Consider the following 14,010-nt stretch of genomic DNA (forward strand, 5'->3'; position numbering starts at 1 on the left):
CTGCCTTTCAACTTATAGTTTGCTGCACTTTGACCAAACTTTTAACCTCTTTAGTCAAAGACATTTCCAGTTAAGTTAAGTTCAGCTCGCATAATTTCCTGCAATTTAAACTTCTGCGCTTTGCCTGAAGCTGTCATTGGAAACTCATTAAAGAATCGGACATAGCGCGGCACTTTATTATGAGAAATATGCTCTTTGCAGAATTGGCGAATGCTGTCTTCATCAATTTGATGATGCTCATGCAAAATAATACAAGCACAGAGTTCTTCGCCATATCTGGCATCTGGCAAGCCAATGACTTGGACATCGCTTACATCTGGATGAGTGTATAAGAAGTCTTCAATTTCTTTTGGAAAGAGATTTTCCCCACCACGAATCACCACATCTTTAATACGGCCTTTAATTTTAATAAAACCGTCTTGATCCATTTCGGCAATATCACCTGTATGCATCCAGCCAGCAGCATCAATCACTTCACGGGTCTTTTCTTCTTCGCCCCAATAACCCGCCATCACTGAATAACCGCGAACGCATAGCTCACCCAAAGTGCCTTGCGGAACAATCTGCCCTTCTAAATCGACAATTTTAATTTCAACATGCGGATGAACATGCCCAACTGTGCTTACTCGTTTATCAATCGAATCATTTACCGAACTTTGTACACTCACTGGCGAGGTTTCAGTCATACCATAACAGATGGTGATTTCAGACATATGCATTCGGTCTATAACACGTTGCATAATTTCTCTTGGACAAGGACTACCTGCCATAATGCCCGTTCTTAAGCTCGACAGGTCAAACTCATTAAACTGTTCATGTTCTAAGGTGGCAATGAACATGGTGGGCACGCCATAAGCTGCCGTACAACGCTCTTGATGAATCGCTTTTAAAGTTTCTAAAGGATTAAATACCGCCGATGGATAGACCATGGTTGAACCATGCGTAACGCAGGCTAAATTCCCCATCACCATGCCAAAACAATGAAACAATGGCACAGAAATACACACTTTATCTTGAGGGGTTAAACGAATGCCTTCACCGACAAAATAGCCATTATTTAAAATATTATGGTGAGTCAACATGGTCCCTTTAGGATTACCAGTCGTACCTGAGGTAAATTGAATATTAATGGTTTCATCAAACTGGAGCTGTCTGGCTAATTGTTTTAATTCTTCTAGCTGTTCAGGAGTTGGTGTAGTGACTAAATCACTAAAGCGATGAATACCCGTATGATGCTGGTCATCAATTTTAATGACAAATTTTAAATGTGGTAGTCGAGCTGAACTCAGCACTTTATCTGGACTGATAGTTAACTCAGGGGCAATTTTTGTAAGTAACTCTTGATAATCAGTCGTTTTGAATTGAGAAGCAATAATCAATCCTTTACATGAGACTTTATTCAACACATATTCAAGTTCATGGCTTTTATAAGCTGTATTTAGATTGACTAAAATAATCCCTGCTTTAAAGGCTGCAAATTGGGTTACTGTCCATTCCACACAATTAGGTGACCAGATCGCTAATCGATCTCCTTTTCTTAATCCCAATTTTAAAAGGCTACAAGCAAAAGCATTTACTTCATCTTGTAAAGCTTTATAGGTTAATCGTCTGTTTTGATGAAAACTAACGATTGCTTCCTTTTCAGCATATTGCCGACAGGCCTGATCAAATTGTTCACCAATGGTCATACCCAATAAGGGCTGTGTGCTTGGTCCCGAGGCGTAGCTTAACCGTTCTTGTTGCATTGAATCATTCTCCTTGATTCTTCTAATTCTCTTCTTACCTGATCTAATTGTTGTTACTGCAACTATTTTTCTAAACCGCCTTCTTTGTGTTGTTTTATCCTTTATATGCTCTATTTCCTCTGCACAGCATCTACACAAAAATCAGCAATCTGTTTTGAAAAATAGTCTTTATGCGCATGATCAAACTTTGTATTTTGAGCTGGGTCTAGAGGTTCAACCACCACATAGGTCATGGCACCGACAACACAGAGTGCTGCTGTATTTAAATCATCCAAGACAAACTCACCACTTGCATTTCCATCCGCAAGTATTTTTTTAATACTTTGTTTAATCAATTGCTTCACACGAAAACGCTCATGTTCAACCGTTGAATCGACAGGTTCAAACATGAGTGAATATGCAAGCTGAGGGCTATTCAGTGCCCGTTTTACAAAGGTTGCCACAGCCTTATGTAATTTCTGCTTTGCCGATAAGTCACTTTCAGTAATCGAATCAATCACCAATAGTTCCGTATTAATGGCTTCGGACAAAACCTCAATCAGCACTTGGCTTTTATTATCAAAGTAGCGATAAACCAGACCACTTGATACGCCCGCTTGCTCTGCAATTGTTTGTATTTGCGCGTCTTTGAACCCTCCCTCTGAAATTAACTTTCTGGCTGAACTCAAAATCGACTTACGATTTTGTTCCATCCGCTCTTGCATTAAAGATGATCGTTTATAGCTCATAATTTATTCTCTAACAAATAAAATGAATTGTAAATCATTTTATGAATCAGTATTCACTTTTTTAAAAAATCATTGTATGGTAATTATCAAATACCCACAAAATATTTTATGGACAACAAATATAACCAATAGGATGAAGATATCATGAACCTACGCAGCTTGAATTTCGGTCTAGATGAAACTTTAATTGCGCTTCAAGATTCGGTAGCCGCATTTTGTGCAAAGGAAATTGCACCAATTGCCCAACAAGTTGATCAAGACAACAAATTCCCTGCACATCTCTGGAAAAAATTCGGAGATATGGGCCTTTTAGGCATGACGGTTTCTGAAGAATATGGCGGTGCCAATATGGGTTATTTAGCTCATATTATTGCTATGCAAGAAATTTCTCGTGCTTCGGCAGCCATTGGCCTTTCTTATGGAGCTCATTCTAATTTATGTGTAAACCAAATTAACCGTAACGGTAACGAGCAGCAAAAACAGAAATATTTACCTAAACTGATTTCCGGTGAATATGTGGGTGCCCTTGCGATGTCTGAACCGAATGCGGGTTCTGATGTCGTCAGCATGAAATTACGTGCCGAACAGAAAGGTGATCACTTCGTTTTAAACGGTTCAAAAATGTGGATCACTAACGGCGGTGATGCAGATGTACTCGTGGTTTACGCTAAAACTGATCCGCAAGCTGGCGCGAAAGGTATGACTGCTTTTTTAATTGAAAAAGGCATGAAAGGCTTTAGTCACGGCAACCATTTAGACAAACTCGGTATGCGTGGCTCTAACACTTACCCACTGTTCTTTGACAATGTAGAAGTCCCTGCTGAAAACGTACTCGGCGGTGTCGGTAACGGTACAAAAGTACTCATGAGTGGTTTGGACTATGAACGTGCAGTTTTAAGTGCCGGACCTTTAGGTATTATGGATGCCTGTTTAGATGTGGTAATTCCATACTTGCACCAACGTGAACAGTTTGGCCAAGCTTTAGGTGAATTCCAGCTTATGCAAGGCAAACTTGCCGATATGTATTCAACATGGTTGGCATGTAAAGCCCTCGTCTACGCTGTTGGTGCTGCGTGTGACAAAGCTGACCATGACCGCAGCCTACGTAAAGATGCTGCAAGTGCCATTTTATATGCTGCTGAAAAAGCAACATGGATGGCTGGAGAAGCAATTCAAAGTTTAGGCGGCAACGGTTATATCAATGAATTCCCAGCTGGCCGTTTATGGCGCGATGCAAAACTTTATGAAATTGGTGCCGGAACTTCTGAAATTCGCCGCATGCTGATTGGTCGCGAACTCTTCAATGAAACCAAATAATAATTATAAATAAGGACACATCTTATGAACCAATTACAAAGCAAGATTAATGTTCGAAGTGAAGACTTCAAAACAAACCAGCAAGCCATGCAAACATTGGTCACAGATCTCAAACAAGTTGCCCAGCGTATTGCTTTAGGCGGCGGTGAAAATGCCCGTCAAAAACATTTGGCTCGAGGCAAGCTTTTACCTCGTGAACGTATTGATCAACTGATTGACGTCGGCACGGCATTTTTAGAAATTGGTCAATTGGCAGCGTACAACGTTTATGAAGATGATGTTCCTGCTGCTGGGGTGATTGCTGGTATTGGTCAGGTCAACGGCATCACTTGCATGATCGTTGCTAACGATGCAACGGTTAAAGGTGGAACGTATTACCCACTTACGGTTAAAAAGCATTTACGCGCACAAGAAATTGCCGAACAAAATCACTTGCCTTGTATTTATTTGGTGGACTCAGGTGGTGCCTATTTACCAATGCAAGATGAAGTCTTCCCAGACCGTGATCACTTCGGACGCATTTTCTATAATCAGGCACGCATGTCGAGCTTAGGTATTGCCCAAATTGCTGTGGTGATGGGTAGCTGCACCGCAGGCGGTGCTTATGTACCAGCCATGTCTGATGAAACCATTATTGTTCGTAATCAAGGTACGATTTTCTTAGGTGGCCCTCCTCTTGTAAAAGCTGCAACGGGCGAAGTGGTGAGCAGTGAAGATTTAGGTGGTGGTGATGTTCACACACGTCTTTCAGGTGTGGCAGACCATTTAGCCGAAAATGATGAACATGCAATTGCGATTGCACGAAACATTGTCGCTAACTTAAATAAAAAGCCAAATGAGTTAAACAAGCAAATTGATGAGCCTCTGTTTGATGCATCGGAACTCTATGGTGTGGTGCCAAGTGATGCGCGTAAACCTTTTGATGTACGTGAAGTGATTGCCCGTATTGTAGACGGCTCGCGTTTTGATGAGTTTAAAGCACGTTTTGGTTCAACATTAATTACGGGTTTTGCTTCACTCTATGGTATGCCAGTCGGCATTATTGCCAATAACGGGATTTTATTTTCCGAGTCTGCACAAAAAGGTGCACACTTTATTGAGCTATGTACTCAGCGCAATATTCCATTGTTATTTCTACAAAACATTACGGGCTTTATGGTTGGTCGCCAGTATGAAAATGAAGGGATTGCAAAAAACGGCGCCAAATTGGTGATGGCAGTTGCCACCGCAAATGTACCTAAACTTACCTTGATTATTGGTGGTTCGTTTGGTGCAGGTAACTACGGTATGTGCGGCCGCGCTTATTCACCACGCTTTTTATGGACTTGGCCGAACTCTCGTATTTCAGTGATGGGCGGCGAACAAGCAGCGAGCGTACTCTCGACTTTAAAACGTGATCAGATTGAGCAAAAAGGTGCCCAGTGGTCAGCACAAGAAGAAGATGAATTTAAACAACCGATTCGTGAACAATATGAACGTCAAGGCCATCCATACTATGCTTCTGCCCGACTTTGGGATGACGGTGTAATCGACCCAGCTCAAACTCGTCAGGTACTTGGTTTAAGTTTGGCTGCGGCAATGAATGCCCCAATCCAGCCAACCAAATTTGGCGTGTTCCGCATGTAAGAGGTGTATATGAGCTATCAATTTTTACAACTCGAACAACAAGGTCAGGTTGCCTACGTTTGGCTGAACCGCCCTGAATTGCACAATGCTTTTAATACAATCGTCATTGAAGAACTACATGCCTGCTTTAAGCAAATTAATACCCGTGATGACATTCGTGTTGTGGTTTTAGCTGGTCGCGGTAAAAGCTTTTCGGCAGGTGCCGACCTCAACTGGATGAAACAGGCAGGTCAGGCATCTTCAGCTGAAAATGAAGCAGATGCATTAAAACTTGCACAAATGTTAGATGCACTTGCAACGCTTAAACAACCGACTATTGCTCGTGTGCATGGCATTGCTTTTGGTGGTGGCATGGGTTTGGCATCGGCATGTGATATTTGTATTGCCAGCACCGACGCCAAGTTTGCAACTTCTGAGGTTCGTTTAGGGCTTGCTCCATCTACCATTAGTCCTTATGTAATTCGTGCGATTGGTGCAAGACAAGCTTCTCGTTACTTCTTAACTGCCGAGCGGATTTCAGCACGTGAAGCCAAACAGATTGGCTTAGCCCACGAAGTGGCAGACGCTGAAGACTTAGACAGAAAAGTTCAAGAAATGATTGATGCGCTATTACTCGGTGGCCCGCACGCTCAAGCGGCATCAAAACAACTCATTCAAATGGTGAGCAACCAGACCATGAGCAATGATTTGCTGCAACAGACAGCACATCATATTGCTCAAGTTCGTCAAGGCAGCGAGGCAAAAGAAGGTCTGAGTGCCTTTTTAAATAAACAGCAGCCTGCTTGGGTTTCTAACTCGAATAACAACAATTAAGGACGATCATCATGTTTGAAAAGATTTTAATTGCGAACCGTGGCGAAATTGCCTGCCGTGTAATTCGTACAGCTAAAAAATTAGGTATTGCAACGGTTGCCGTTTACTCAGATGCAGACGCAAATGCACAACATGTCAAACTTGCAGATGAAGCGGTTTATATTGGTCAGTCCCCTGCAACTCAAAGTTATTTGCAAGCCGACCGCATTATTCAAGCAGCGATTGATACAGGTAGCCAAGCGGTTCACCCAGGCTACGGCTTCCTTTCTGAAAATGACCAGTTTGCACTCGCTTGCCAACAACACAACATTTGCTTTATTGGCCCGCCAGTGGATGCCATTTTAGCGATGGGCTTAAAAGCAACCTCTAAAGCTTTAATGGAAAAAGCAGGCGTTCCTTTAACACCGGGTTATCACGGAACCAACCAAGATGCCGACTTTTTAAAACAACAGGCAGACCGAATTGGCTATCCTGTTTTAATTAAAGCCAGTGCTGGCGGTGGTGGTAAAGGCATGAGTCTGGTGGAACGCAGTGAAGATTTTCTGCATGCCTTAGCCTCTTGTAAACGTGAAGCCAAATCGAGCTTTGGTAATGATGATGTCTTGATTGAGCGTTATGTGATTCAACCTCGCCATATTGAAGTTCAAGTGTTTGGCGATACACATGGCAACTATGTACATTTGTTTGAACGCGACTGTTCTGTACAACGCCGACACCAAAAAGTGTTAGAAGAAGCCCCTGCTCCACAAATGCCAAGCGAAAAGTTAGATGCAATGCGCCAAGCTGCAATTGATGCTGCACGAGCGGTAAATTATGTTGGTGCAGGTACGGTTGAGTTTATTGTGGAACAAGACGGTACGGCGTATTTCATGGAAATGAATACCCGTCTACAAGTCGAGCACCCAGTGACTGAAATGATTACAGGTGAAGACTTGGTCGAGTGGCAACTTCGTGTGGCGTATGGTGAACCTTTACCTAAATTACAAAACCAACTCCAAATTAACGGACATGCGCTCGAAGCACGTATTTACGCCGAAGAACCAGAAAAAGGCTTTTTACCTGCCATTGGTAAAATTGACTATTTGCGTTACCCAACTCAAAACCAATATGTGCGTGTAGACAGCGGTATTATTGAAGGCGATGAAATCACGACCTATTACGACCCAATGATTGCCAAACTCATTGTATGGGGTAAAAACCGTGAAGCTGCGCTCATTCAAATGCGAAATGCTTTAAGCCAATTCCATGTGGATGGCTTAGGCAACAACATTGCTTTTCTTGAAAAAATTGTACGCAGTGAGTCTTTTAAACAAGCCAAGCTTGATACCAACCTGATTCAACGTGAACAAAACTTCTTGTTTAGTCCTGAAGAGATCAAACCTGAACTAATAGTAGCAGCGGCATTTATTGAGTTTCTAAGTAAACTTAATAACAACAGCTCAAGTCAAAAACAGCTTTGGCAGGCTCAACCACTTTGGCGTTTAAATATTGCTTATCAGCACAGTATTAAACTGAATTATTTAAATCAGAATATCCAAATCAAATTTGCCTCAAATGAAGATGGCTTCACCGCAGAATATAACGGTCAAAGCTACCCGATTTCAGGTCAATTGATTGATGCGCATACGGCGTCTGTTCAAATTGGTGGGTCTAAGCAAAAGCTGTCTTTTAACCAAAGTCAGCAAGGCATTACCTTATTCCAAAATGGACAGAGCTATAAGTTTGCTTATATTCGCCAAGACTTTAATCAAGCAGATAGCCAAGCCGATGAAGGCCACCTAAAAGCACCAATGCCGGGTGTGGTCACGCAAGTACTGGTGAGTGCAAATCATAGCGTGAAGAAAGACGATATTTTAATGACGCTTGAAGCAATGAAAATGGAATATACCATCCGCGCCCCTAAAGACGGCGTGATTGTAGACTCCTATTTCCAAGTCGGTGATCAGGTCAAAGCTGGCGATGAGCTTGTGGAATTTCAGCCTGCACAGGAGGAAGTTGCATGAGTGAGTTTGTCAAAATCGTGGAGGTCGGTCCCAGAGATGGCCTGCAAAATGAAAAGCAGGCTTTGACTGTCGAACAACGCTTAAACTTTATTAATGACCTAATTAATGCAGGCCTAAAATCAATTGAAGTGGGTTCATGCGTTTCGGCAAAATGGGTGCCGCAAATGGCTCAAAGTGACGAGCTATTTAAGTTATTACCCCAAACAAGCGATGTGCAATTTAGCTTGCTTACCCCCAATATCAAAGGTTTTGAAACTGCTCAAGCGGTAGGATGCAAAGAAGTTGCGGTATTTACCGCAGCTTCTGAAAGCTTTACACGTAAAAATATTAACTGCTCAATTGATGAAAGCTTTGAAAAATTTAGCGATGTCATGACTGCTGCAAAAACACATAACATCCGTGTACGCGGTTATGTCTCTTGTATTGTCGACTGTCCTTATGAAGGCGCAATTGCCCCTGAACAAGTCGTAAAAGTGGTTAAACGACTCTATGACATGGGCTGCTATGAAGTATCTTTAGGTGAAACTATTGGTACCGCAACGCCTGATCGCGTTCAAAAGGTTTGGCAAGCATGCCTTGCTGAACTCGATAGCAAGGTTTTAGCTGGGCATTTCCACAATACTTACGGCATGGCAATTGCCAATATTTATCAGTCTTTACAGCAAGGTATTCGTGTTTTTGACTCGTCCCTTGCAGGACTTGGTGGTTGCCCTTATGCCAAAGGTGCCTCAGGTAATGTATCGACTGAAGATTTGTTTTATTTGCTGTCACACATGGGCTTTGAAACTGGCATTGACTTAGAGAAACTGATGCAAGCCAGCCAAAATATTAGCAATGTATTAAACCGAAAAAGCTTGTCGAATTATGCAAATGCTTATTGGCAAACCAAGTGTGCCTAGTCATAAATTAAAATAGGTCAGCATCTGGTATAAGGCTTAATACCAGATCATCCTATCTCATCTTTATCTCATTTCATTCAGGAATTGGGACTAAATCCCTCATGCAATTTTTTTAAAATCTATTATTTATCTCTGTATTAAATGCCTCTTTTAAAAGAAGCATTCTCTACCCTATTTTTGTTCTAAATCCGTATTATTCTTCATCCTTTTCTATCTTAGTCCTTAAAAAATTTATCTCATTATTTATAAAAATAAGATGCATCCATTTCAATTCTTGGGGAAATATATTCTTCCACCCAATCTAACCATGCACGTGTTTTGGCATCGATAAAATGGCGTGAAGGCAACAAGGTATAAACTCCGATGTCGGGTGAACGCCACTCAGGCAAGATATGACATAATCTTCCATTTTGAACCGCATCTAAAGCTGAAAACATCGGCAATAATGCGATGCCCATATCCTGTTGCACCACATCTAATAATAACTCAGGATTATCTGCAATGAGTTGTCCGCCAATGTCGATTTGGTAAGACTCACCACTTGTATTTAATAAGTGCCAATCTGGTGTAATAGACGGGTTTACCAAGCGTAAACAGGCATGATCTTTTAAGTCTTCTGGAGACTTCGGCATACCATGCTTTTCTAAATAAGCAGGTGAAGCACATAAAACAGAAAAGATAGTGCCAATTCTGCGTGCGACAAAACGAGAATCTGTTAATGATTCAGTGAGATAAAGACTGACATCGACCCCTTTTGCCAATAGATCTGGAACGTACTGTGAAGTCGTATATTCCACTGTTAATTCGGGATAATGCTTACAAAACTCGGCCATCACTGGAAAAACATAATGATGCCCAAAGCTTCCCATGCTTAATACGCGTAAACGCCCTTTGGGTTTAGATGCCGTTCCTGTGACTTCTGATTCTGCTTCATCCACCATTGAAATGACTTGGCGACAGCGCTCTGCATAAGTCGCACCAATATCGGTCAGTGCCTGCTGGCGCGTTGAGCGTTGTATTAATTTTGTACCTAAGCGTGTTTCTAGCTCGCTGATAAGACGTGAAACCTGTGCTGTGGTCAGATCCATCTGCTCAGCTGCTGCTGTGAAACTCCCGCTATCAATCACTTTCAGGAATGCATGCATTGCATGCAATAGTCCACCATCGAGATTTTTGCGCATAACGTAAATATGTTTTCCTAAATTACGGATTGTTGCACCAGTTTAGTTCAACCACAATGACTAAATGTACATACATTGGCACTAATTCTTTTTAAGAAGAGGAACCGATCTTTTTTTATTTCGTATGTCACTTGCTCCAAATATTCAACTGGATGTTGAAAAAAGAAAGTAGTCCGAGCTACTAAAAATTCTAAGGAGATATAAATGAATATAGCTACAAAAGTCACTCCAAATATTATTGCAACAAAGGATGTGTCACTTGAAGATAAATATGTAAGTGATAACGGTACAGCATATATGACTGGCATTCAGGCACTTGTTCGGTTGCCTCTTGCCCAAACTCGCCGTGACGCGATCAATGGTTATCATACTGCTGGTTTTATTTCTGGTTATCGCGGTTCTCCTGTTGGTAACTATGATAGTTTCCTTTGGCAAGTTCAAGGATTACTTAAATCCCATAATGTTGTATTTCAACCTGGTGTAAACGAAGACTTAGCTGCTACCGCAATTTGGGGTACGCAACAAGTTAACCTTTCAGGCCAAGGCAAATATGATGGAGTGTCTTCATGGTGGTATGGTAAAGGCCCGGGTGTTGACCGTTCAGGCGATGTACTCCGCCATGCTAACTTAGCTGGTACCTCTGAACGTGGTGGTGTCGTTGCTTTATTTGGTGATGACCACTCATGTAAATCTTCTACAATCCCTCACCAGTCTGAACATGTCATGATTGGTTGCGGTATTCCAATTTTCTACCCAACATCCGTTCAACAAATTTTAGACTTTGGTGTTCACGCCATTGCAGTTTCACGTTTTTCTGGCCTTTGGTCTTCAATGAAGCTGGTTAGTGAAATTGTAGAAACTTCTGCTTCTGTACATGTTGACCTAGACCGTGTTACTCCGGTTATACCAGAAGATGTCAATTTCCCAGAGGGTGGCGTCAATATTCGTTGGCCAGATCATGGCATTCAGCAAGAAGAACGCCTTTATAAATATCGCTTACCTGCTGTTTTGGCTTATGCCCGCGCGAATAAAATCAACACCGTTACATGGCCTTGTGAAAATGCCCGTATTGGTATTGCCGCAAGTGGTAAAGGTTATTTAGATACGATTGAAGCCTTACGCATTTTAGGTATTGAAGATGAAACTGCCCAACAACTTGGGCTACGTGTTTATCAAGTTGGTCTGATTTGGCCTTTAGAACCACAAGGTGTTCGTGAGTTTGCCGAAGGTTTACAAGAACTGATCGTTATTGAAGAAAAACGTCCAATTATTGAAACACAAATTAAAGATGAGCTGTACTCACTGCCTGATGGCAAACGCCCACATGTGATTGGTAAAGCAACTGATGGCAAAGGTGAATGGAGTACCTCTATTGAAGAAGCACCGCTCATCGGTCACTATGAGTACCAGCCTGAACCTATTGCAAAAATGCTGGCTGCTCGCTTCTTAAAACTCGATATTCCAGAAAGCTTAAAAACACAAATCCAAAGCAGAATCGACTTACTGCTAAAAGCAGAGCAAGAATCAAAACGTGTTATTGATCTTGCTGAACGTAAACCGTATTTCTGTAGTGGTTGCCCACATAACTCTTCAACAGTCGTTCCTGAAGGTAGCCGTGCATTAGGCGGTATCGGTTGTCACTATATTGCAGTTTCACTTGACCGTGGTACCGAAACATTCTCGCAAATGGGCGGTGAAGGTGTAAGTTGGGTGGGTGCATCACCATTTACCAATGAAAAACATATTTTTGCGAACCTTGGTGACGGAACTTACTTCCACTCTGGTTACTTAGCAATCCGTCAGTCCATCGCTGCAAAAACTAATATTACCTATAAAATCCTCTACAACGATGCCGTCGCTATGACAGGCGGTCAGCATGTAGATGGTCATTTGAGCGTTGCACAGTTAACTCGTCAGCTCGCTGCTGAAGGTATTAAAAAACAAGTCATCGTGACTGATGAAGTTAAATTATTAAATGAAGAAGACGCCATTGCACCAGGTGTAGAAATTCGCCACCGTAATGAGCTCGACGCAGTTCAACGCGAGCTTCGCGAGGTTTCTGGCGTAACCGCTTTAATTTATGTACAAACCTGTGCCAGTGAAAAACGCCGTCGCCGTAAACGTGATGCCTACCCTGATCCAGCTGAGCGTTTATACATTAATAGTGATATCTGTGAAGGCTGTGGCGACTGCTCGAAAAAATCAAACTGCTTATCTATTGAGCCAGTAGAGACAGCTTTAGGTACTAAACGTCAAATTAACCAAAGTAGCTGCAATAAAGACTTCACTTGTGCCGAAGGGTTCTGCCCTAGTTTTGTGACTGTTCATACACGTGATATGAAACGTCCAGCTAAATTTGAAGGAATTGGTGCAGGCTGGCCAACATCACCAATTATTCCTCAGTTATATGATGTTCCAAGTCGTATCATGGTTGGTGGTATTGGCGGTACAGGTGTTGTGACTATTGGTGCACTTCTTGGTATGGCAGCTCACCTAGAAGGTAAGGCAACTCGTGTTATGGACATGGCTGGACTTGCCCAAAAAGGTGGTACGGTTTATTCATATGTACAACTTGCAGCAAGTGATGAACAGATTTCTTCTACCAAAATTCCAGCGGGCCAATGTGAATTACTGATTGGTGCCGATGCGGTAGTCGCTGGTGGTAGCGCTGCTCTATCTCGCTTAAAAGATGATGCTTTAGTTATTGTGAATGAAGACAGCACCCCTACTTCTGAATTTATTAAATCTCGTGATTGGTATGCGCCTATTAGCGATTTAATTGATCGTCTTCGTGGTCGTGTTCGTCAAGGTCAACTGGTTTCTTTGCCAGCAGCTCGTATTGCAACACAACTGTTAGGTGATTCAATTTATACCAACCAGTTATTACTCGGTATGGCATGGCAGTCTGGTCGCATTCCGCTATTACGTGAAAGTATTGAAAAAGCAATTCACTTAAATGGTACTGCTGTTGAAAAGAATATCGAAGCTTTCCGCGTGGGTTGTCATCTTGCAAGTGACCCAACTTTAGCTGCTCGTTTACTTGCAGCAATGCCAAAAACCAAAACTCCGCAAACTTTGGCTGAACTTGTTGAAGACCGTTCTGCTCGTTTAACAGACTACTGGAATGAAGCGTATGCAGCTAAATACCGCACACTTGTAGAACTGGCAGCTAAAAAATTACCTGAAGAGTTAACAGGTACGATTGCAACTCAGCTATACAGAGTCATGGCGTATAAAGATGAATATGAAGTTGCACGTCTTTTAACAGGTAAGAGCTTCAAAGAATCGATTGAAACCCAGTTCGGTAAAGGCTTACGTTTAACGTATCACCTTGCTCCTCCAGCGTTACTTGGTGGCCTGAAAAATGTTCGTAAACGTGCGTTTGGTTACTGGATGCGCTTCCCAATGATGATGCTTGCTCGCTTACAATGGCTTCGTGAAACTTTCCTTGACCCATTTGCACGTCAAGAAGAACGTCAACACGAACAAGCATGGCGTGACCGTTACATCACATTTGTTGAAGCACTTGTTGAAGCACCAGACAATCATAACTTGGCAGTTGCTGAGCAAATTGCAAAATTACCAGCAGAAGTTCGTGGTTATGGTCACATCAAAATGAAAGCAATGGACGCTGCAAAACAACGTTGGGATGAACTTACCCCAACACTGCTCAAAGTCCGTAACTAAAAATTAAATCT

Annotated in this window: 9 protein-coding genes; 6 read left to right on the forward strand and 3 right to left on the reverse strand. The window is 42.1% G+C overall.

From position 1 onward, the window contains the following. Window positions 1-50 precede the first annotated feature (50 nt). Both QLG01_RS17525 and QLG01_RS17530 read right to left on the reverse strand, forming a co-directional pair. Window positions 51-1,745, reverse strand: a complete 1,695-nt coding sequence (locus tag QLG01_RS17525; RefSeq protein ID WP_282497039.1) for an AMP-binding protein — start codon at window positions 1,743-1,745, stop codon at window positions 51-53. 110 nt (window positions 1,746-1,855) lie between these two features. Further along, complete coding sequence (locus QLG01_RS17530) at window positions 1,856-2,473, reverse strand: TetR/AcrR family transcriptional regulator (RefSeq protein WP_002114305.1); 618 nt, start codon at window positions 2,471-2,473, stop codon at window positions 1,856-1,858. A gap of 144 nt (window positions 2,474-2,617) precedes the next feature. Here QLG01_RS17530 and QLG01_RS17535 point away from each other — a divergent pair, with 144 nt between their 5' ends. The 5 genes from QLG01_RS17535 to QLG01_RS17555 are packed head-to-tail and all read left to right on the forward strand — an operon-like array spanning window position 2,618 to window position 9,131. Then, window positions 2,618-3,790 (forward strand): isovaleryl-CoA dehydrogenase, encoded by a 1,173-nt coding sequence (locus tag QLG01_RS17535; RefSeq protein WP_005076583.1) that lies wholly within the window; start codon window positions 2,618-2,620, stop codon window positions 3,788-3,790. A gap of 24 nt (window positions 3,791-3,814) precedes the next feature. Further along, complete coding sequence (locus tag QLG01_RS17540) at window positions 3,815-5,416, forward strand: carboxyl transferase domain-containing protein (RefSeq protein ID WP_039765714.1); 1,602 nt, start codon at window positions 3,815-3,817, stop codon at window positions 5,414-5,416. 9 nt (window positions 5,417-5,425) lie between these two features. Continuing rightward, window positions 5,426-6,229 (forward strand): enoyl-CoA hydratase/isomerase family protein, encoded by an 804-nt coding sequence (locus QLG01_RS17545; protein WP_282497040.1) that lies wholly within the window; start codon window positions 5,426-5,428, stop codon window positions 6,227-6,229. An 11-nt stretch (window positions 6,230-6,240) separates the two neighbouring features. Continuing rightward, entirely contained in the window at window positions 6,241-8,232 is a 1,992-nt protein-coding gene (locus tag QLG01_RS17550; RefSeq protein WP_282497041.1) for an acetyl/propionyl/methylcrotonyl-CoA carboxylase subunit alpha, read from the forward strand. Continuing rightward, window positions 8,229-9,131, forward strand: a complete 903-nt coding sequence (locus QLG01_RS17555; RefSeq protein ID WP_282497042.1) for a hydroxymethylglutaryl-CoA lyase — start codon at window positions 8,229-8,231, stop codon at window positions 9,129-9,131. Before QLG01_RS17550 ends, QLG01_RS17555 begins: the two co-directional genes overlap by 4 nt. A gap of 239 nt (window positions 9,132-9,370) precedes the next feature. On the opposite strand, the gene QLG01_RS17560 is transcribed toward QLG01_RS17555, so the two are convergent. Continuing rightward, window positions 9,371-10,312 carry a LysR family transcriptional regulator gene (locus QLG01_RS17560; RefSeq protein WP_002114430.1) on the reverse strand — a complete coding sequence of 314 codons (942 nt, stop codon included), beginning with the start codon at window positions 10,310-10,312 and terminating at the stop codon, window positions 9,371-9,373. A 204-nt stretch (window positions 10,313-10,516) separates the two neighbouring features. On the opposite strand from QLG01_RS17560, the gene QLG01_RS17565 reads away from it, so the two are divergent. Beyond that, on the forward strand, window positions 10,517-13,999 hold the full coding sequence (locus tag QLG01_RS17565; protein WP_282497043.1) for an indolepyruvate ferredoxin oxidoreductase family protein: 3,483 nt from the start codon (window positions 10,517-10,519) through the stop codon (window positions 13,997-13,999). The last annotated feature ends 11 nt before the right edge of the window (window positions 14,000-14,010 follow it).

Origin of the sequence: Acinetobacter sp. V89_4, from assembly GCF_029967875.1 — a bacterium.
GTDB lineage: Bacteria > Pseudomonadota > Gammaproteobacteria > Pseudomonadales > Moraxellaceae > Acinetobacter > Acinetobacter oleivorans.